The following is a 19,054-nucleotide window of genomic DNA, read 5'->3' as shown; positions in this document are numbered from 1 at the left end:
GCTGTGGCGGATCTCGGCGCGCGCTGTCGCAGCCGGCATCAAAGCGGAGCACGGTGAACAGTACCGTCCGGTTCTAAATTACTCCATCTGAAGCAAATGGCTGTCAATTGCGTCAATTCCGCGTGAAAGAGTGTCGATCATCACGCCGTGATTTTTACCGCTTGTTTACAAAGGAGACGCTGCCGCCATGCAGGGGGGGAGCGCGGCAGCCCATGTCCCGACATTCCTTTGGAGAGAGAGCGAATGAATCACCTGCACCACCGCCCTTTGGCGGTTGCCGTCGCGCTGTGCGTGATGACCCTGGCGCCGTTGGGTGCCGCTGCACAATCCACCACCAACCTCGATGCGGTGGAAGTGACCGGCACCCGCATCAAGCGCGCGGAAGTAGAAGGCCAGGTCCCCATCCAGACCCTGACCCGTGGCGACATTGAACGCACCGGCCTGAGTTCGATCGGTGAAGTACTGCAACAGCTCACCGGCTCCGGCTCGGCACTCAACGCCAAGTTCAATTCCTCCGGTAACTTCGGCTTCCCACCCGATGGCAGTGGTGTGGGCGCCGGTTCGGCGCAGGTCGATCTGCGCCACCTCGGCGCCAAGCGCGTGCTGGTGCTGGTCGACGGCATCCGCTGGGTCAACGAGTCCTCGGCTTCGGGCGTGGGCGCGGCCACCGACCTCAACACCATTCCGCTGGCCATCGTTGAACGCATCGAGGTGCTGGAAGACGGCGCATCGTCGCTGTATGGCTCCGATGCCATCGCCGGCGTGGTCAACATCATCACCCGCCGCGAGTTCGATGGCGCTCAGGTGACGTTGAACTATGGTGAATACAGCAAGGGCGACGGCACACAGAAGGGCGTGGACCTGGCGTGGGGCAAGAGCGGTGACCGCTACAGCCTGTTCCTGGGCGCCAGCTGGACCAAGCAGGACCCGGTGTTCGCGATTGATCGCGAACAGTCGCGTTTCCCGATTCCGGGCACCGGCCTGGCCTTCGGCAGCGGCGGCATTCCGCAGGGCCGCTTTGCCTTCGTCGATCCGAACACGGGCGCGTCGCAGAACATCGTGCCCAACACTGGCGTCAGCAAGCCACGCTACGACGGCAGTGCCGGCTGCAACCGCACTGACGACTACCACTGCTTCACCACCGCCGATCGTTTCAACTTCGCCGAATACAACATGGTGCTGACACCGTCGGAGCGCAAAGGCCTGTTCGGCCAGTTCCGCTTTGACCTCACCGACAACGTGCAGTGGTACATCAAGGCGCTGGGCAACCGCCGCGAGTCGACCAACCAGGCTGGCCCGGAGCCGCTGTTCTTCGGTCCCGATGGCGCCACCGGCAATCCGCTGGCCGACAACATCGTCGTCTCGCGGCTGAACCCGTACAACCCGTTCGGCTTCGATCTGGTGTCCGGTGGCAACATGAGCCTTATCGGCCGCCGTCCGGTGGAAGGTGGCGCGCGCGTGTTCAAGCAGGAGGTCAACACGACCTATGTGGCCACCGGGTTGGTCGGCAATTTCCATGCCGCCGACCGCAACTGGTACTGGGACGTCAACGGCATGTACAGCAAGAACAAGGCCGAACAGACCAACTACGGCAGCTACAACATCTACAACGTCAACATGGCGCTGGGTGACCCGGCCGTGTGTGCCGCCACGCCCGGCTGCGTGCCGTTGAACATCTTCGGCGGCGTCGGCTCGATCACGCCTGACATGCTGAAATGGATCCAGCCGGTGGTGCGCGACCGCAGCCAGAACGAGCTGAGCCTGTTCACCGCCAATCTGTCCAGCGACCTGTTCACCCTGCCGGCCGGACCGGTGTCGTTCGCGAGCGGTTACGAGTACCGCAAGTACAAGGGCTGGTACCAGCCTGATCCGCTGACCGTGATCGGCCACTACAACGGCGTGCCGTCGCAGCCGACCTCGGGTTCGTATGACGTCAACGAGGCCTACCTTGAGCTGAGCGTCCCGATCTTCGCCGACTCGCCGCTGGGCAAGAAACTGGACCTGAGCCTGGCCGGCCGCTACTCGGATTACTCCACCTTCGGTGGCGAGTTCACGCCCAAGTACGGCCTGCGCTGGCAGGTGACGGATGATTTCGTGCTGCGCACCACCTATGCCGAGGGCTTCCGTGCGCCGTCGATCGGTGAACTGTACGGATCGGCCGCGCGCGCCGACCTGCAGCTGTTCGATCCGTGTTCGGTGGGCCTGGGTGGTACGGCGCCGCGTGGCAGTGCCGCCAACTGTGCGGCGCTGGGAGTGCCGGCCGGCTTCCAGCAGGCCAACTCGCAGATCTCGGTGACCACCGGCGGCAATCGCGAGCTGGAGCCGGAGCGCTCGCGCAGCTTCAGCGCCGGCTTCGTGTGGAGCCCGTGGTTCGGCAGCAACGCATCTTGGTCGGAGCGCTTTGACGTGGAAGTGACCTTCTACCGCCACGCCATCGATGGCGCGATCCAGGCGATCAATGCGCAGACCCAGCTTGACCTGTGCGTGGATACGCTGGACCCGGTCTACTGCAATGGCATCACCCGTGCCAGCACCGGTGCGGTCAGCAGCTTCAACAACCGCCTGACCAACCTGGGCTCGATCAAGACCGATGGCTGGGACGTGGACCTGTTCTGGACGCTGCCGCAGACCTCCATCGGCCAGTTCAAGCTGGCGTGGAAGAACACCTTCGTTGGCCGCTACGAGGCCACCGGCGCGGCCGGGCAGAAGCAGCCGCAGAAGCCGGGTGTGGAAGTGGCCGACAGCTCGATTCCGGAGTGGACCAGCAACGCCAGCATCGCCTGGACGATGGACCGCTGGAGCGCCAACTGGACGGTGCGACACATCTCCGAGTTGACCGAAAACTGCGGCGATGCGGTGGCGTTCCCGGTGTGCAGCAACCAGGCCGCCGGCACCAACACGCTCTCGGCCACCACCTTCCACGACATGCAGGTGGGCTACAAGATCGACTGGATGAAGGGGCTGCAGCTCAGTGCCGGCCTGAACAACGTGTTCGACAAGGATCCACCGATCTGCCTGTCGTGCTCGTTGAACGGCTACGACGCCTCGACCTACGACATCCCGCGTGGTCGCTACTGGTACCTGCGCGCGGACCTGCGGTTCTGACGCACGAGGCCGGTGCCGGGGTATCCCGGCACCGGTGAGTGTTCCGCATCATTCCACTGCGTGCTGCTTGAGAGCGGCACGCTGGAAGGCTGTGCGTGCCCACCCCAGCCCGACCACGATCATCAGGGGGCCGACCCCCAGGGCGGGTAGCGACGGAATGCGGAACTGCGATTGCCGTTCGACCAGCAGGTTGTACAGGATCCACAGCACAAGCATCAGGCCGATGCCTGCACACAACAGCCCGAACACCACCTGCGGAACGCCCATCGCCAGCCCCAGCATGCGCTCGGTGCGGCTGGGGGTAGAAAGGTCGCGCAGTTCGCGGCCCCGGTCGAACCAGAAGAGGATCGTTGCGGGCAGCCCGATCAGGAGCAGCAGGATGAAGTAGCCGTTGCCGGTGGCAATCATCAAGGGCAATGACGAGAGCAGGGTTGCAAGCGAAAGACCGAGTTTCCTGCTGGTGCGCATTGCCGGTCATCCTTGAGGGTGGGGAAACGCGAGACATCCACAGGGCGCCGGTGTTTCCAGGGGGAGTGCCAGGCCATGACCGGCGTCATCGTGGCCGCGCCTGCGTGGTTCAGTGCCCGGCGCCTGTTCCCGGGAAGCTGACAACGAGCGATGTGCCACCCTCGGCCGGCGCATAGTGGACCGCGGCGGCGATGGTTCTGTCGCAGCCCTTGAACGTCCAACGCTCCTCGATACGGCGCTGCGAGCCGCTGCCGCCATCGCTGACCACTTCGGTCTGGATGCTCTGCAGGGCAGTGCAGTCGAGCAGGATGGCCGCGCCGGAAGAGGCCTGTTTGAAGATGTCGGCGCGCAGTACGGGGCTGGTCAACGTAGGCCCCTGCATCTCGAGCGGTACATTGAATCGGATGCCATTAAGTGCCTGCTGGCAGGCTTTTTGTGGATCAACGGCCAGCTCGGCTTCCGTCTGCCTGGCGGACTCCTGGCGAACGCGGCTGCGCTGGGTGGCGATGTCTTCGCCCAGTTGCGGGTAGAGCTTCAGTGCGGCGTCACTGCCGCGCTGGGTGGCTGCGGCGTTGTCGTGGCGCCACTGCTGGGCCGCCGATTGCATCTGCTTGCCCAGCTCGGGCGAGTGCTGCAGGCATTGCCCGGTCATGTAGTCGATCTGCTCGGACAGGAAGAAGGTCTGCAGGTCCTGCCGGTGGGGAGCGACTGCGGCGGCATCCACGGCGTGGGCGGAGAATCCGCTCATGCCCACCATCGCGATCGCCACTGACATGCATATGCGTCGTTCCATCATGCAACTCTCCTGTTGAAGATCAATGTCGGGCAGGCCCTGGCGTGCAGAGCGCTGGGCCTGGGTGTGTCAGTTCAGACGCTGGTCGATGGCGGTGCCGAGCTGGCTGATGTAACTGCCGAGCTTTTCCTTTTCGAGGGCCTGGCTGGTCGAGGCCGAGATGGCAATGACACTGCCGCCGGTATCGGTGGCATAGACAATGACGAACAGTTCCGCGCCCCAGCTGAAGGCGCTAGTGGGGTCTTGGCCTGCAGATAGGCGGTGGGTTCCAGACCGGCCTGATCAGACTTGCTCCATGCGAGCTGGTCATCGGTTTCGCCACCGAAGTGGTTGTTGCTCTGGAAGCCGTGATCGTCCTTCGGCCTTTCCGTGCCACTGTAAAGCAGCTTCCACTTCTGTTCGGCAATCGCTACCTGCGCGGCTGCCATGACGGCTTCCGGGCCGGCTTGAAATTCCAGCCGCGATGGGGCGCCCGTTTCAGCCGATGACACGGTCCTGGGCTTCAGGGTTTCACAGCCACTCACTGTCAGTACGGCAACGATCAGAATCCACTTCTTCATCGTCCACTCCCTGCCTGGTCGGGTTCGACGTCCCTGTGGCCGGCGCGATCCTGCAGCCGGCTGGCGGCAAGCTTAAGAGCTTCGGTGTTGCCGCGATAGTGCCCCTCCGTATAGACGGGGGAGGGGCAGGGGAAGGACCGGCCAAGGCCGGTCCTTCAGACCACAGCCGGTCGTCAGAACGCCCAGGTAAACGTCAGCGAGCCGTTGCGGCCATCGCCGAACGCGCCGTAGCCGTTGATCTGCGACAGGTACTTCTTGTCCAGCAGGTTGTTGAGGTTGGCCTGCACGCTGAACTCCGGCGAGATGCGGTAGCGCACGAACGCGCTGACCAGCGCATAGCCGCTCTGCTCGATGCGGCCATAGGCAGGCACCGGGTAGTAGATGCGGTTCTGCCAGTTGGCACCGCCGCCGACGGTCAATTCCTGCAGCGACTGCGGGGTGTAGCTGGTGAACAGCTTCAGCGCGGTCTGCGGCAGGTTGGTGTTGATATCGCTGCCGTTGATGTCCTTGGCCACGTAGCGCGACGCACCGAAGGTGGCATTCCAGCCCGTTGCCAGCTCGCCATTCAGTTCAAACTCGAAGCCCCGGCTGACCGTGCCCCGTGCGGCGCGGTAGGCGAATTCGTTCGCGCTGCCCTGCACGGGTTCACCGGTGGCCTGGCCGACGTTGTCCTGTTCGATGCGGAACACTGCCAGCGAGGCATTAAGGCGGTTGTCGAACCACGCGCCCTTGACGCCCACTTCGTAGCTCTTGCCATCGACCGGATCGAGGTAGCTGCCGTTGCGATCCTTCAGTGTCTGCGGCTGGAAGATCTCGGTGTAGCTGGCGTAGGTCGAGTAGGTGTCGTTGATGTCGAACACCAGGCCCGCATACGGCGTGGTGACCTTGTGCGCGCGATCGGCGCCTTCGCCTTCGCTCTTCCAGTCGGTGTAACGGGCACCGATGATCAGCTTCAACGGGTCAGCCAGCGACAGGCGTGCGGCGGCGTAGCCGGCCTTCTGGGTGATGGTGCCTTCGCTGGCCAGTGCCAGCGGATTCCAGTTCGGCTCGCTGATGTTGCCGGTCCAGTTCAGGTAGCTGGTGAACGGGTTCCAGATCTGGCCGGCGCCGCCGACCTGGTAGTCGCCATAGTTGGCGTAGTCGCGCTTGTTGTAGCTCAGGCCGGCCATGAACTGGTGTTCGCGGCCGAACAGCTGGAACGGACCGTCGACATACCCATCGACGCCGGTGACCTTGCGCTCGGTGTTGTAGAAGCCGGCCGACGGCGAGATGCCCGCGCCGGTGGTCCTGTCGAAGTTCGACGCGCCGGTGGTCCAGTCGTTGTAGGCCGGGTAGAACAGCTTGTCGTCGGCCCGGGTTTCATCGTGGGTAGCGCCGACCTTGAACTTCCAGCCATTGCTGAAGGCATGCTGCAGGGTGGCGAAGGCACGCTTGCTGGTGGTGTCCCAGTAGGTCCACTTCGGGCTGGCGTTGAACGATTCGTCGTAACCAGTGGACGAGCCATCGGAATACAGCATCGGGAAGCCGCCCCAGGTGGCCCCATTGGCGCGCTTCTGCTGGTAGTCGTAGCCCACGCTCAGCTGGGTGTCCGGGGTCAGGTCGGCGTCGATGACGGCATAGCCCAGGGTCTTGCGCTGGTTGTAGCGGTCCATCTGGCCGTCGGTATCCAGGTAGCTGCCGATCACGCGGCCGCGCACGGTGCCGCTGGCGTTGAGCGCGCTGCCCACGTCCACGGTGGTACGGGTGCGGCCCCAGCTGCCGACGTTCACCGAGACACTGCCGGCCAGCTCGGCGCTGTCGGCATGCTTGCGCACCAGGTTCACCGATGCGGACGGATTGCCGGCACCGCTGAGCAGGCCGGTGGCGCCACGCACCACTTCCACGCGGTCATACAGGGCCAGATCCAGGCCGGAATCGCCATAGCTCCAGTTCTGCACCATCTGTGTTGGCAGGCCGTCGAACTGGTAGGCGTCGATGTAGAAGCCGCGCGCGTAGAACTCAGTGCGCTCACTGTCGGACTGGGTGCTGGTGACGCCGGTGGTGTTGGCCAGCACGTCGATGATGTCATCGAGGTTCTGATCTTCGATGCGTTGGTGGCTGATGATGCTGATCGACTGCGGGATCTCGCGCGGGGCCAGGTCGAAGCGGGTACCTGCGGAGGTGCGGCGCACCGAATAGCCTTCGGCGCGTTCACCCTTCACCACGACCTTGTCCAGCGTGGTCGGGTCGGCGGCGGTTTCGGCAAAGGCGGCTGGAGCGAGGGCCATGCTGAGCGCGGACAGCACCGCCGCAGACAGGCGATGTGGCAGAACGGGGGAGGTCGAAGGGATCATTGGGGTTCCTGGACGGGCACGTGCGTGCGTCCGACCGGCTTCCCGGATGGTCTGGCGCCGCGGCTGGTGGGGATCTCACGCCGCTGGCGGAACCCTGCTTACAGGGAGGTGGCTGGGCAATGCGAGGACGGACGAACCGTCCTGGCCATCCGCAAAACGCGAGTATCGTAATGGGAATTGTTTGCGTTTACAAATGGGCATGCGATGCGATGAGGCTGTCGCGGCCGATTCATTCCTCAGGCGGCCGGCGTTCGGCCTGGATCTTCATGCGTGGCCGTTCGCCCTCGATACCGACGGCGTATTCGACGGTGATCACTACGTCTTCTTCGAGTCCGCGCACGTCACGGGACTGCATCTTTCCGGTCACGTATTCGGGAAACAGCCGCTCCGAGCCGGCGTAGTTCGTCCCCGGGTCCAGGCAGGCAAGGGCACGCTGGACGTTGATCGTGGCGAATTCGGTGGACGTGTTGGGCAGCAGCCAATCGCAGAACTGCTTGCCAGCAGGGTTGCCGCCGTGCACGCAGTGTTTGCTGAAGCTGCTCCAGTCGCTGACCAGCTCGATCGCCGGGCGGGTGCCGGTTGGTGTGCTGTTGGCGAAGGCAAGAAGGTGCGCACACAACGGGTCGCGGCGTGCCTGCAGGGTGCTGCAGCCGGTGGCCAGCAGCAGAAGGGCGACGAACGGCGCGGAGGTAAGAGGCCTGGCCATCGGTGTGCTTTTCCTGTCACTGCGGGCGATGATGGGTCTGGCCGCGCCAGGAGTCGAGCCTGTTTGACGAACGGGTCAGCGCAGCAGCGGCAGCGGGTCGCGTGCACCGTCGGCGCCGTAGATACCCCAGTGCAGGTGCGGCGGCGTGCCCCTGGCGTTGCCGCTGTCGCCGACATGGCCGAGCAGGTCGCCGGCCTGGACGACCTCGCCGCGGGCCAGGCCATCGGCCCAGTCCTGCAGATGCGCGTAGTAGTAGCGTTCGCGCCCGGGCCCGATCACCCAGACCTGGCGGCCTCCAAGCCCACCTTCGCGGACATCGGCGATGACGCCCACCGTGGCGCTGCGCACCGCCGTGCCGCGCTTGGCAAAGATGTCGACACCGGCGTGCGTACGATCGCGGCCGCGCGGTGCGCCGAACGTATCGGCGATCTGCCGGGGTCGCACACCGTCCACCGGTACCGGCAGCGCCGTGGCCGGCGGCATGCGTGCGAGTGTCCACAGCATCTTCGGGGCAGCCGCCCAGGGACTGTTCCAGAACGCCAGCGCGGCGACGGTCAGGACCAGCAGTGTCGCGCCGCGCAGCAGCCAGCGGCGCAGGCGACGGGCGTTGGATGGGGACTCAGCGCGATTCATGACAGCGGCACCTCGAAATTCCGCTTCAACGTGCCCAGCGCCACCGAGGTGCGGAAGCGCTCGATGTTGTCATCACCGCCGAACAGGCGTTCGGTGATCGCCTCGTACTCCTCCATCGACGCGGCAGAAAGCAGCAGCAGGAAATCGCCGTCGCCGGTGATCGAGTAGCACTGCTGCACGGCCGGGTCGTCCTGCACGCGGCGCTTGAACGGCGCCACGCGCTCGCGCTGTTCGCTGACCACGCGCACCTCGACGATGATGGTCAGCGGGCGTCCAACCTTCGCAGCAGCGACCACCGCCACGTTGGCCGCGATCACGCCGCTGTCCTGCAGGCGCTTGATCCGCCGCTGCACGGCCGGAGTGGACAGGTGCACGGCCTCGGCGATTTCGCGCTGCGGCAGGGTGTTGTCCCGCTGCAGCAGGTCGAGGATGGCGCGGTCGAAGCTGTCGAGCACGGGAGCGGTGGCCATGGCGAGCAGAAGTTGCACGAACGGGCTGTCAATTGAGCCAAGTGCTCGGCGCGGGCGCAATAGACTTTGCCCATGCAGACCTCACGACTTGCGCCGATGTTGCCGGCGCTGGCGGTGCTTGGCTCGGTCACCTCGCTGGCCATCGGCACCTCCTACGCCAAACACCTGTTCCCGCTGATCGGCGCCCAGGGCACCAGCGCGCTGCGCGTGGGCTTCTCGGCGCTGTTGCTGCTGCTGTTCTGGCGGCCGTGGCGCTGGAAGACCAGCCGCGTGGATGCGATCACCATCGTGCGCTACGGGCTCACCCTGGGCCTGATGAACCTGCTGTTCTACATGGCCCTGCGCACGATTCCGTTCGGCATTGCGGTGGCGATCGAGTTCACCGGGCCGCTGACGGTGGCGATGCTGTCGTCACGGCGGCCGATTGATTTCGTCTGGGTGGGCTGCGCGGTGGTGGGGCTGCTGCTGTTGCTGCCCTTGGGCGGCGGGCCGGCGCTGGACACGGCCGGCGTGCTGTACGCCATGGGCGCGGCGGCGTGCTGGGGCCTGTACATCGTGTTCGGCAAGCGTGCCGGCCACCTGCATGCCGGCCACTCGGTATCGCTGGGCCTGTTGGCGGCATCGCTGGTGGTGGTGCCGGTGGGTGTGGTGCATGCCGGCGCTGCGCTGCTCGATCCGAAGATCCTGGCGGCGGGCCTGGTGGTGGCGCTGGTCTCCAGTGCGATTCCGATGTCGCTGGAGATGATGGCGCTCAAGCGCCTGCCCAAGGAGACCTTCGGCATTCTCATCAGCATGGAGCCCGCAGTGGCCGCGCTGTGGGCGATGCTGCTGCTGCACGAACACCTGCACGGGCTGCAGTGGCTGGCGATCGGCTGCACGGTGCTGGCCTCGGTGGGCAGCACGATGACCGCGCGGCGGCTGAAGGTACCCGTGGTGCAGGCGGGGTAGCGCCGGGCCATGCCCGGCGGAGAGCCTGCCAACCCAGGTTGGCACCTACCAGGAGCGTTCAGCGCAGGGCGTTGGCGGGCACGTCGATTGCCATCGCCAGGGCGAGGTGATCGGAAAACGCGGCCGGTACGGCCTCCACCGTGCGGGTCTGCAGGCCGCTGCTGACCAGGATGTGGTCGATGGCGCGGTCCGGGCGCCAGCTGGGGAAGGTCGGCACGATGCAGCCGGGCGGCTGCAGCCGGGTCTTCTGGTACAGCACCTGCATTTCCGGGCGTTCGGCCAGGCAGTTGAAGTCGCCCATCAGCACCGCGTTGGGATGGTCGGACAGCAGCTCGGCAATGAAGCCAAGCTGCGACATCCGCGAGCCGGCGCCCAACGACAGATGGGCCACCGCTACGGCCAGCCCGTCGGCTCCGTCGCCGAACTTGGCCAGCAGCACGCCGCGCCCACCGATGCGGCCGGGCAGCGCGTGGTCCTGGACTTCCACCGGTTCCAGCTTGCTCAACAGGCCGTTGGCGCTGGAGGCGACCCCACCCATGCGCCGGTTCGGCTGGTGGCTCCAGTAGTTGAAGCCGGCGCGCTGGGCCAGATAGTGGGTCTGGTTGGTGAAGCCCGAGCGCAGGCTGCCCGGGTCGGCCTCCTGCAGGCCAACGATGTCATGTTCGCGCGCCAGGGTGGCGATCGCGTCCAGGCTGCTGCGCTTGCGACCCGCCGGCAGCGCATGTGACCAGCTGCGGGTCACATAGTCGCTGTAGCGGCGGGTACTTGAGCCGGCCTGGATGTTGGCCGTCAGCAAGCGCAGGGTCCGTGTATGGGGGGAATTCACGGCCGGGAACAACGTCCTTTGGATCAGTGAGCCTGGGCCGCACCGCGCTCGCGGGCGATCAGGTGGTCAGCGATGCGCAGCATGTCCGGGAAGCTCTTGCCCTTCACCAGGTACTTGCCGTTGACGATGATCGACGGGGTGCCGCTGATCTGGCTGCGCTGGGCGAACTGCTTGGCCGAGTTGGTCTTGGCATTTACTGCGAAGCTGCCCATGGTGGCGGCGAATTGCTTCGGATCCACGCCGTAGGCGGCGTAGAACTTGGCGATGTCTTCCACCGAGTCACGGCCGCGCTCGCCCTTCAGGGTCTTCTGCGCGTGGATGGCGGCGTACAGCGCCTCGTGGGTCTTCTCCTGCACGCCCAGGGTCTGCGCGGCGTAGAAGGCGCGTGCGTAGTCATCCCAGGTGCCGCCGAACATGGCCGGTACGTAGACGAAGTTCACGTCGCTCGGCAGACCGGCCTTCCACGGGCCGACCAGCGGCTGGAACGCGGCACAGGCCGGGCAGACGTAGCCGAAGATCTCGGTCACTTCGATCTTGCCGGCGGCCGGCTGGAACGGCTGGCCGTTCGGGATGACCTGGTAGTCGGCGCCTTCCACCGGGGCCGGGCCGGTCAGTGCGGCAGTGGTCGGGGCCGGAGCGGTGGCCGGGGCGGCTTCAGCCGGGGCCTTCTCGCCTTCGGCAGCGGCCGGGGCCGTGCCCTCGGCGCCAGCGGCGGGAGCAGCCGGTTCGGTGCTGGCCGGAGCAGCGGCCGGTTCGGCCGGGGCTGCAGTGGTGTTGGTGCTGCCGTCGTCGGCCTTGCAGGCGGCCAGGATCGGCAGCAGCGCTGCGAGGGCGAGGGCGGCGAAACGGGTCTTCATGGAAACGTCTCCAGCATCTGGAAAGGTGGGGCCGGCGCTGAACGCCGGCCAGGGGGAAATGATGACACGCGGCGGCGACAGCGCCGTGTCGAGGGTGGGGGTTGGTTCAGCGGCCGCGGGCGGCGCGGGCCTGGGCGATCAGGGCCGAGGCGATGCGCAGCTGGTCGTCGAAACTGTTGCCACGCACCAGATACTGGCCGTTGATGATGATGGCCGGGGTGCCCGGCACCTTGGTGCGCTGGGCAAATGCACGGGCAGCGTCCACCTTCTTCTGCACCGCTTCGCCGCGCAGCGCCTGGAGGTAGCGGTCCGGGGTCACGCCGTAGGCCTTGTAGAAGGTGGCGAGCTCATCGGCCGAGACGTTCTGCATCGGCAGCGAGCCCTGCTCGTGCAGCGCCTTGAACACGGCCGCGTGGCTGCGCTTGGCCACACCTACTTCGTCGGCGGCGTAGTAGGCCAGCGCCCAGGCATCCCACGCACCACCGAAGGCGGCCGGAACCGGGGTGAAGCGCACGTCGGCCGGCAGCTTGGCCGCCCAGGCGGCCAGCTGCGGCTCGAAGTGGGCGCAGTGCGGGCAGGTGTAGCCGAAGATCTCGACCACCTCGATCTTGCCGGCCAACGGCTGGAACGGGCCCGGCTGGGCGATGCGTTCGTAGTCTTTGCCTTCCACCAGCGGTGCGTTGGCGGGGGCAGCGGCGCTGGCGGCCAGCGGCAGCAGGACCAGCAGGGACAACAGCAGGCGGGGAATCAACCTCATCGACACGCATCTCCGTTGAAAAAAGCAACGCCGGCGCAGCCGCCGGCGTGAAGGAAACATACCGCAGGCGCGGGCCGTCGTGGCGGCCCTGGCCGACCAGTGGTGGTCAGGGGGCGGCAGCCGGTCGTGCCGGCGTGGTCGCAACGGCGACGTCGTCGGCCTTGTTGTGCAGGCCCTGCAGGTAGCTCGACAGCGCCTGCACTTCCTGCTCGCTCAGCTTCTGCGCGACGGTGGCCATGATCTGGAAGTGCGCTTTGTCGGTTTCGCTGGTCTGACCCGCCTGGTACTCCTGCAGGCGGCGCGCGACATAGCTGGCGTGCTGGCCACCGATATGCGGATACGCCGGCCCGGGGTTTCCAGCGCCGCTCGGGCCATGGCAGGCCATGCAGGCAGGCAGTCCCCGCTTGGCATCGCCGCCGCGGTACAGCTGCTGGCCGATCTCGTAGAACTTCATGCCCTTGTAAGGGCCGTCGGTGACCGCCGTGTCATCGGCGATGCCGGCAGTCGCCTTCTGCGTAGCGAAGTAGGCGCCGATATCACGCATGTCCTGTGGGGTGAGGTTCTGCACGAACGGCACCATCGCCACCGCGGCGCCGGAACTGCGCTGGCCGTTGGCGATCAAGGCCATCTGCTGGGCCACGTAGCGTTCACTCTGGCCGGCGATGGATGGGTACATCTCGACCGTGGCATTGCCGTCGGCACCATGGCAGGCCGCGCAGGCCGAGGCCTTTGTCTGGCCGGCCTTGGCATCGCCCCAGTGGGTCTTGCTGAAATCCACCTCCAGCGAGGCGGTCCTGATCGGCCCGTTGTCGGGTAGCGGGGTCAACGTGGTCTGCGCGAACGCAGCGGCGGCAACGACGACAGCGGTGGCAAGGATGGATACGGCAAGAACGCGAGCGTGGCGCATGCTGAAGCTCCGTATGGACCGGGCCGGGCGGCGGCGGCCGGCATCGCCCGGATTATCAACGCCGTTTCCGCGCACGGTCAACGCAGCAGTGCAGCAAAATGGCCGCAGCGGCCCCCGGCACGGGCGCGCGGCGCCGCAACATGCGATCCTAGGCACATGTCAATGCTCATCGAACGCGCCCGTTACCACCTCTCGGCCCACAACGTGCGGCAGCTGCCGCCCGATGAAGGGTCCGAAGTGGCCTTCGCCGGCCGCTCCAACGCCGGCAAGTCCAGTGCGCTCAACGCGCTGACCCGCCAGAATTCGCTGGCCCGCGTCTCCAAGACCCCCGGCCGTACCCAGCAGCTGGTGTTCTTCCAGATCACCCCCGAGGCCCACCTGGTCGACCTGCCGGGTTACGGCTACGCCAAGGTGCCGCTGGACCTGCAGGCCCACTGGCAGGCCTTCATCGACCGCTATTTCCGCACCCGCGAAGCCCTGAAGGGGCTGGTTGTCGTGATGGATATCCGCCATCCGCTGAAGGACTACGACCGGCAGATGCTGTCCTATGCGGTGCAGCGTGGCCTGCCGGCGCATGCGCTGCTGACCAAGGCTGACAAGCTCAGCCGTAGCCAGCAGATGCAGGCCCTGCAGAAGGTGCGCAAGGAACTGCATTCTGCTTACGGCGACAGCGTCAGCGTGCAGGTGTTCTCCGGTGAGGACCGCACCGGCGTGGACGAAGCCCGTGGCGTGATCGGCGGTTGGCTGGGGCTGGAGTAAGGCGTCTTGGTCGCCCGGCTGGCAGCCGGGCGCTACCGACCCAACCGGGTGGGTGCCGACCTTGGTCGGCACGCCCTCACAACGGCGAGTACTCCGCCGGCACCCATGCATACGCCTGACCTTCGCTACGTACGTGGCCCAGGCCGGGGAACGGCAGGTGAGCACCCGCCACCCACCAGCCCTTGGCGGTGGCCTGCTGCAGCAGGCTGCGACGGCTGGCCGTGGCCGCCTTGCGGTCCGAATCCGCCTCGAACGCGGCCTCCGGGTGCGCGAACTGCACGGCGTGGAAGTGCAGCACATCGCCCCACACCAGCAGCGACTGGCCCTGGCTGTCGAACCGATAGGACACGTGGCCGGGAGTATGGCCATGGGTATCCATCGCCACTGCGCCACCGGGCAGGCTGTCGCCCGGCCGGAAGGTGCGCAGGTGACCGCTGGCCTGGTACGGCGCCACGGCGTTGCGCGCCAGCGGGAAGGCGAAGCGCACGCCTTGCGGCGCCGTGGCCTCGCTGGCCGGGTTGAGCCAGTAATCGGCATCGGCCCTGGACAGCCACACCGTGGCATTGGGGTAGGCCGGCTTGCCCTGGGCGTCGAGCACGCCGCACAGGTGGTCCGGATGGGCATGCGTGAGCAGCACGTCGTCCACCTCGGCCGGGTCCACGCCGGCGGCACGGAGGTTGCCGAGCACCTGGCCCAGGCCCGGGCCGAAGCACTGTGCGGTGCCGGTATCGACCAGGGTCAGGTGGTTGCCCTGGCGCACCAGGAAGGCATTGATCGCGGTCTGCAGGCCCTTTTTGTCCTCGGGCACGTAGCGACCTTCGAGCAGGCGGCTGACCAGTGTCGGCGGTACGTCCACCACTTCCTGCCTGCCCAGGGCGACCACGCCATCGAACAGGGCGGTGACCTGCAGTGCGCCGATGTGCTGGTGGTAGACACCGGGTACCTGCTGGGTGGGGGCGGGCGAGGTGGCTTCGGCCAGGGCGGCCAGCGGCAGGGAGGACAGCGCCAGCAGCAGGGCGCTGCGCAGCGGCAGGTGACGCAGGGTCATGGCGGTTCTCGGTGGATGACGGGCGGTTCCGTTGCTGCACAGCGTGCCGTGGCCGGCGTGTGCGCGGCGCTCAAAGCACTGCGCGGAATGCTCAGGGAATGGGTTGTGCTGGCAGGGCTGCGCCCTGCACCTGCAGAGGCAACGGCAACGGCCGAAGCAACAGCAACAGCGGGCTATTCGTGGGATGGCGGGGTGGGTCCGGTTGCGGGGGCCGCTGCAAGTACGTCCATGTAAGCTCGGTCGCCGCATCCATGCGGCTCACGCCCCCGCAACCGGACCCACACCGCCTTCGACAGGTTTCCGCGATCTGTTGGAAATGCGCTTGGGGTCGGATCCCGTTGCTGCGCAACGGGCTCTGACCCCAGATCCATTTCAATGGGAAGCACCGTCAGTAGATCCACGCCATGCGTGGATGTTTCTCGAGTTCAGTTCGAAATTTTCGATTCCGATTGAGATTCATCCACGCATGGCGTGGATCTACTGGCCGCCGGCCAACTGTCGAAGGCGGGGCGGTGTGGGTGGGCGGGACCGTTGGCGCCATGGATGGCGCCATCGAGCCCCCATGGATGGGTTTACGGCGTGTCCTGCCCACCCACACCGCCCCGCCATCCCACGGGTAGCCCGCTGTTGCTGTTGCTTCGGCCGTTGCCGTTGCCTCTGCAGGTGCAGGGCGCAGCCCTGCTGAACACCCTCAAATGTCTGTAGGAGCCAGTCCGTACTGTTCGGCGAAGCGCTTGCTGAAGCTGGCCGCAGAACGGTAGCCCGCGCGTGCGGCGACGGTTTTCAGCGGCAGGTCGGTGGTGTACAGCAGCTGCATGCCATGCGCGAGGCGTGCCTCGGTCAGCAGCTGGCGCAGGCTGGTGTCCTCGGCGGCAAGGCGCCGGCGCAGGGTCGCACCGCTCAGCGCGAAGTGCTCTTCCACATCGCGCGACTGCCAGTCGCGTGCCGGTTCGGCGGCGATGCGGTCGCGGATCCGTTCGCCCAGACTCGGTGCCTGCGGCAGCAGCAGGTTGCCATGGCCCTGCCGGCACAGGGTCAGCACCAGTGAGGCCAGTGCCAACCGCGCCTGGCTGTAATGACCGTCCTGCAACGATTGCCGCCATTGGCGCAGCACGGCGCCGTGCTCGGCCAATGGCAGCCGCGCCATCGTCGGGCCGGCGCTGGGCAGTTCTTCGTTCCACAGCGTGCGCGCTGCCGTCAGCACCTCCGCGCACAGTGGCACGATGGCACTGAGGTAGCGGCCGCTGCGTGGATCGGGGGTGTTGACCACATCGATGCGGCAACGCTGGGTCAGCAGCAGGATGTCGCCGGGGGCGAAGACCAGCGACTGGTGTGCAGTGCGCACCTGCTTGCCGCCCTCCAGCAGGATCGCGAACTGCGGTTGGGGAATCTCCACCGAGCTGGCGCCGTGCTCGCGGCGCGCGGTGATGCAGGCGTAGCCCTCGGCGCGTTCGCAGCCCGCCAGGCTGGCCATCTCGGCCAGCAATGCGGTGGCGGGCGGCAGCAGGGTGGTCATGACACATGGGCGCCGAACAGGTGGCCGACGCCGGCGGCCGCGGCCATCGCCAGCGCCCCCCAGAACATCACGCGGATCGCGCCGCGCAGGGGCGGTGCGCCGCCGGCCCGCGCCGCCATCGCGCCGGTCAGGCACAGGCCGAGCAGGGTACTGGCGGAGGTCATCAGCGCGACCTTGTCCGCCGGCGCCAGCAGTGCCGTCAACACCGGCAATGCGGCGCCGCAGGTAAACGCCCCGGCCGAGGCCAGTGCCGCCTGCAGTGGGCGCGCGCGCAGGGTATCGGTGATGCCCAGTTCGTCGCGGGCATGGGCACCGAGTGCGTCGTGGGCGGTGAGCTGCTCGGCCACCTGCCGCGCCAGCGCCGGGTCCAGGCCGCGATGACGGTAGATCGCGGTCAGCTCGTCCAGCTCGCTGTGCGGATCTTCGTGCAGCTCACGCTTTTCCATCGCCAGGTCAGCGTCCTCGGTATCGGCCTGGGTCTGCACCGACACATATTCGCCGGCGGCCATCGACATCGCACCGGCCACGGTCCCGGCCACGCCGGTGGCCAGCAGGGTGCTGGCCGAGGCTCCGCTGGCGGCCACGCCGACGACCAGGCCCGCCACCGAGACGATGCCATCATTGGCCCCCAGCACGGCGGCGCGCAGCCAGCCGACGCGATCGGAGCGGTGCAGTTCAGGGTGTCGCGAATGGCGGCTCATGGCTTTGAGTGTACGAGGGTCAAGAGGGTGTCGGTAGGATGCTGAAACCCGTCACCGTCGCATGACGCAACGGGTCGCCACGCTATAGTGCGCCCTTGCGATGGAAGGCCCCGGGCCCCACATCCCCTGCCACTGTCCAGCGAGTCCTCCCCTTGTCGAGCCCCAGCCACGTCGCCGATACGCCCATTACCGACCGCTCGCAGCTGGTGGCGGAAATCGCCTCCGGCGAGAAGCCCCGTACGCAGTGGCGCATTGGTACCGAGCACGAGAAGTTCGGGTTCCGCCTGGATGACCTGCGCCCGCCGACCTTCGAAGGCGAGCGCGGCATCGAAGCGCTGCTCAACGGCCTGGTCCGCTTCGGTTGGACCCCGGTGCAGGAGAACGGCAACACCATCGCCCTGCTGCGCGATGGCGCCTCGGTGACGCTGGAACCGGCGGGCCAGCTGGAACTGTCGGGGGCTGCGCTGGAAACCATCCACCAGACCTGCGTGGAGACCGGTACCCACCTCAATGAAGTGGCGCAGGTGGCCGGCGAACTGCAGCTGGGCTTCCTCGGCATGGGCTTCCAGCCGAAGTGGACGCGCGATGAGATGCCGTGGATGCCGAAGGGCCGCTACAAGATCATGCGTTCGTACATGCCCAAGGTCGGTTCGCTGGGCCTGGACATGATGACCCGCACCTGCACGGTGCAGGTGAACCTGGACTACGCCACCGAAGCGGACATGGTGAAGAAGTTCCGCGTGTCGCTGGCGCTGCAGCCGATCGCCACCGCGCTGTTCGCCGATTCGCCGTTCACCGAGGGCAAGCCGAACGGCTACCTGAGCTACCGTTCGCACATCTGGACCGATACCGACGCCGACCGCACCGGCATGCTCGACTTCGTGTTCGAGGACGGCTTCGGTTACGAGCGTTATGTCGATTACCTGCTCGACGTGCCGATGTATTTCTCTTATCGCGATGGCATCTACCACGATGCCAGCGGGCAGAGTTTCCGCGATTTCATGCAGGGCAAGCTGCCAGTGCTGCCGGGCGCGCTGCCGACCCTGCGTGACTGGTCGGACCACACCACTACCGCGTTCCCGGAAGTGCGCCTGAAGAAGTACCTGGAAATGCGTGGCGCCGATGGTGGCCCGTGGAGCCGCCTGTGTGCGCTGCCGGCGTTCTGGGTCGGTCTGCTGTACGACGACACCGCGCTGGATGCGGCCTGGGACCTGGTGCGTGACTTCAGCCTGGTCGAGCGCCATGCACTGCGCGACGGTGTGCCCAAGCATGCGATGAACCTGCCGTTCCGCGGTGGCACGGTGCGTGATCTGGCCCGTGAGGCGGTGAAGATTGCGGTGGAAGGCCTCAAGCGCCGTGCGGCGCGCAATGCTGATGGCCAGGACGAGAGCAAGTTCCTGGACGTGCTGCAGGAGATCGTCGAATCCGGGCTGACCCCGGCCGAGCGCAAGCTGGCGCTGTTCCATGGCCGCTGGCATGGCGACGTGGATCCGGTGTTCCGCGAGTTTGCGTATTGATCGCCTTGCGGTAGTGGCGGGGGGGGGGGGGGGGGGGGGGGGGGGGGGCGGGGGCGCGCCCGCCCCCCCCGGGGGGGGGGGCGGGGGGCGCGAGTGGGGCGACGCGCGCGGGACAGGGTGGGCGCGCCCCCCAGGCAGAGATAGACGAGG

18 protein-coding genes are annotated in these 19,054 nt (G+C 66.8%); 4 read left to right on the top strand and 14 right to left on the bottom strand.

Annotated features, from left to right (window positions below):
* Window positions 1–294 precede the first annotated feature (294 nt).
* Window positions 295–3,105: a TonB-dependent receptor gene (locus ABH900_RS18190; protein ID WP_429624607.1), complete on the top strand. Its 2,811-nt coding sequence runs from the start codon at window positions 295–297 to the stop codon at window positions 3,103–3,105.
* Window positions 3,106–3,153: 48 nt separating this feature from the next.
* Here ABH900_RS18190 and ABH900_RS18185 read toward each other — a convergent pair whose 3' ends face one another.
* The 7 genes from ABH900_RS18185 to ABH900_RS18155 all read right to left on the bottom strand — a co-directional run bounded on the left by ABH900_RS18185 (window position 3,154) and on the right by ABH900_RS18155 (window position 9,068).
* Window positions 3,154–3,573: a hypothetical protein gene (locus ABH900_RS18185; protein WP_429624520.1), complete on the bottom strand. Its 420-nt coding sequence runs from the start codon at window positions 3,571–3,573 to the stop codon at window positions 3,154–3,156.
* A gap of 109 nt (window positions 3,574–3,682) precedes the next feature.
* Complete coding sequence (locus ABH900_RS18180; protein ID WP_429624519.1) at window positions 3,683–4,348, bottom strand: hypothetical protein; 666 nt, start codon at window positions 4,346–4,348, stop codon at window positions 3,683–3,685.
* A gap of 92 nt (window positions 4,349–4,440) precedes the next feature.
* Window positions 4,441–4,926 (bottom strand): hypothetical protein, encoded by a 486-nt coding sequence (locus ABH900_RS18175; RefSeq protein ID WP_429624518.1) that lies wholly within the window; start codon window positions 4,924–4,926, stop codon window positions 4,441–4,443.
* A 173-nt stretch (window positions 4,927–5,099) separates the two neighbouring features.
* Window positions 5,100–7,259, bottom strand: a complete 2,160-nt coding sequence (gene fhuE / locus ABH900_RS18170) for a ferric-rhodotorulic acid/ferric-coprogen receptor FhuE (RefSeq protein ID WP_429624517.1) — start codon at window positions 7,257–7,259, stop codon at window positions 5,100–5,102.
* 229 nt (window positions 7,260–7,488) lie between these two features.
* Window positions 7,489–7,965 carry a hypothetical protein gene (locus tag ABH900_RS18165; RefSeq protein ID WP_429624516.1) on the bottom strand — a complete coding sequence of 159 codons (477 nt, stop codon included), beginning with the start codon at window positions 7,963–7,965 and terminating at the stop codon, window positions 7,489–7,491.
* A 75-nt stretch (window positions 7,966–8,040) separates the two neighbouring features.
* On the bottom strand, window positions 8,041–8,598 hold the full coding sequence (locus ABH900_RS18160; RefSeq protein ID WP_429624515.1) for a M23 family metallopeptidase: 558 nt from the start codon (window positions 8,596–8,598) through the stop codon (window positions 8,041–8,043).
* Window positions 8,595–9,068, bottom strand: a complete 474-nt coding sequence (locus tag ABH900_RS18155; protein WP_429624514.1) for an Lrp/AsnC family transcriptional regulator — start codon at window positions 9,066–9,068, stop codon at window positions 8,595–8,597. The genes ABH900_RS18160 and ABH900_RS18155 overlap by 4 nt, the downstream gene beginning before the upstream one ends.
* 72 nt (window positions 9,069–9,140) lie before the next feature.
* Between ABH900_RS18155 and ABH900_RS18150 the strand changes: the two genes are divergently transcribed.
* Window positions 9,141–10,016 (top strand): EamA family transporter, encoded by an 876-nt coding sequence (locus ABH900_RS18150; RefSeq protein WP_429624512.1) that lies wholly within the window; start codon window positions 9,141–9,143, stop codon window positions 10,014–10,016.
* A 58-nt stretch (window positions 10,017–10,074) separates the two neighbouring features.
* Here the strand turns inward: ABH900_RS18150 and ABH900_RS18145 are convergent, their stop codons facing one another.
* From ABH900_RS18145 to ABH900_RS18130, 4 genes are all read right to left on the bottom strand, one after another.
* Complete coding sequence (locus ABH900_RS18145; RefSeq protein ID WP_170871753.1) at window positions 10,075–10,812, bottom strand: endonuclease/exonuclease/phosphatase family protein; 738 nt, start codon at window positions 10,810–10,812, stop codon at window positions 10,075–10,077.
* A 53-nt stretch (window positions 10,813–10,865) separates the two neighbouring features.
* Window positions 10,866–11,699: a thiol:disulfide interchange protein DsbA/DsbL gene (locus tag ABH900_RS18140; RefSeq protein WP_429624511.1), complete on the bottom strand. Its 834-nt coding sequence runs from the start codon at window positions 11,697–11,699 to the stop codon at window positions 10,866–10,868.
* 106 nt (window positions 11,700–11,805) lie between these two features.
* Entirely contained in the window at window positions 11,806–12,456 is a 651-nt protein-coding gene (locus ABH900_RS18135) for a thiol:disulfide interchange protein DsbA/DsbL (RefSeq protein ID WP_429624510.1), read from the bottom strand.
* A gap of 106 nt (window positions 12,457–12,562) precedes the next feature.
* Window positions 12,563–13,363, bottom strand: a complete 801-nt coding sequence (locus tag ABH900_RS18130) for a c-type cytochrome (protein WP_429624509.1) — start codon at window positions 13,361–13,363, stop codon at window positions 12,563–12,565.
* A 156-nt stretch (window positions 13,364–13,519) separates the two neighbouring features.
* Between ABH900_RS18130 and yihA the strand changes: the two genes are divergently transcribed.
* On the top strand, window positions 13,520–14,122 hold the full coding sequence (gene yihA / locus ABH900_RS18125; protein WP_429624508.1) for a ribosome biogenesis GTP-binding protein YihA/YsxC: 603 nt from the start codon (window positions 13,520–13,522) through the stop codon (window positions 14,120–14,122).
* Between the two features lie 76 nt (window positions 14,123–14,198).
* On the opposite strand, the gene ABH900_RS18120 is transcribed toward yihA, so the two are convergent.
* The 3 genes from ABH900_RS18120 to ABH900_RS18110 all read right to left on the bottom strand — a co-directional run bounded on the left by ABH900_RS18120 (window position 14,199) and on the right by ABH900_RS18110 (window position 17,387).
* Window positions 14,199–15,170, bottom strand: a complete 972-nt coding sequence (locus ABH900_RS18120; RefSeq protein WP_429624507.1) for an MBL fold metallo-hydrolase — start codon at window positions 15,168–15,170, stop codon at window positions 14,199–14,201.
* Window positions 15,171–15,861: 691 nt separating this feature from the next.
* Window positions 15,862–16,686 (bottom strand): helix-turn-helix transcriptional regulator, encoded by an 825-nt coding sequence (locus ABH900_RS18115; RefSeq protein ID WP_429624506.1) that lies wholly within the window; start codon window positions 16,684–16,686, stop codon window positions 15,862–15,864.
* Entirely contained in the window at window positions 16,683–17,387 is a 705-nt protein-coding gene (locus ABH900_RS18110; protein ID WP_429624505.1) for a VIT1/CCC1 transporter family protein, read from the bottom strand. The genes ABH900_RS18115 and ABH900_RS18110 overlap by 4 nt, the downstream gene beginning before the upstream one ends.
* Before the next feature lie 152 nt (window positions 17,388–17,539).
* On the opposite strand from ABH900_RS18110, the gene ABH900_RS18105 reads away from it, so the two are divergent.
* Entirely contained in the window at window positions 17,540–18,904 is a 1,365-nt protein-coding gene (locus ABH900_RS18105; RefSeq protein ID WP_429624504.1) for a glutamate--cysteine ligase, read from the top strand.
* Window positions 18,905–19,054 lie beyond the last annotated feature (150 nt).

This window comes from Stenotrophomonas sp. AN71 (assembly GCF_050435725.1).
Lineage (GTDB): Bacteria > Pseudomonadota > Gammaproteobacteria > Xanthomonadales > Xanthomonadaceae > Stenotrophomonas.
This window is presented reverse-complemented; position numbering and strand designations above follow the sequence as displayed.

Coding starts and splice junctions, on each gene's coding strand:
- ABH900_RS18155 (WP_429624514.1), bottom strand. CDS start 9,068: ATGGCCACCGCTCCCGTGCTCGACAGCTTCGACCGCGCCATCCTCGAC.
- fhuE (WP_429624517.1), bottom strand. CDS start 7,259: ATGATCCCTTCGACCTCCCCCGTTCTGCCACATCGCCTGTCTGCGGCG.
- ABH900_RS18190 (WP_429624607.1), top strand. CDS start 295: ATGACCCTGGCGCCGTTGGGTGCCGCTGCACAATCCACCACCAACCTC.
- yihA (WP_429624508.1), top strand. CDS start 13,520: ATGTCAATGCTCATCGAACGCGCCCGTTACCACCTCTCGGCCCACAAC.
- ABH900_RS18115 (WP_429624506.1), bottom strand. CDS start 16,686: ATGACCACCCTGCTGCCGCCCGCCACCGCATTGCTGGCCGAGATGGCC.
- ABH900_RS18135 (WP_429624510.1), bottom strand. CDS start 12,456: ATGAGGTTGATTCCCCGCCTGCTGTTGTCCCTGCTGGTCCTGCTGCCG.
- ABH900_RS18150 (WP_429624512.1), top strand. CDS start 9,141: ATGCAGACCTCACGACTTGCGCCGATGTTGCCGGCGCTGGCGGTGCTT.
- ABH900_RS18185 (WP_429624520.1), bottom strand. CDS start 3,573: ATGCGCACCAGCAGGAAACTCGGTCTTTCGCTTGCAACCCTGCTCTCG.
- ABH900_RS18165 (WP_429624516.1), bottom strand. CDS start 7,965: ATGGCCAGGCCTCTTACCTCCGCGCCGTTCGTCGCCCTTCTGCTGCTG.
- ABH900_RS18120 (WP_429624507.1), bottom strand. CDS start 15,170: ATGACCCTGCGTCACCTGCCGCTGCGCAGCGCCCTGCTGCTGGCGCTG.
- ABH900_RS18175 (WP_429624518.1), bottom strand. CDS start 4,926: ATGAAGAAGTGGATTCTGATCGTTGCCGTACTGACAGTGAGTGGCTGT.
- ABH900_RS18160 (WP_429624515.1), bottom strand. CDS start 8,598: ATGAATCGCGCTGAGTCCCCATCCAACGCCCGTCGCCTGCGCCGCTGG.
- ABH900_RS18130 (WP_429624509.1), bottom strand. CDS start 13,363: ATGCGCCACGCTCGCGTTCTTGCCGTATCCATCCTTGCCACCGCTGTC.
- ABH900_RS18180 (WP_429624519.1), bottom strand. CDS start 4,348: ATGTCAGTGGCGATCGCGATGGTGGGCATGAGCGGATTCTCCGCCCAC.
- ABH900_RS18140 (WP_429624511.1), bottom strand. CDS start 11,699: ATGAAGACCCGTTTCGCCGCCCTCGCCCTCGCAGCGCTGCTGCCGATC.
- ABH900_RS18110 (WP_429624505.1), bottom strand. CDS start 17,387: ATGAGCCGCCATTCGCGACACCCTGAACTGCACCGCTCCGATCGCGTC.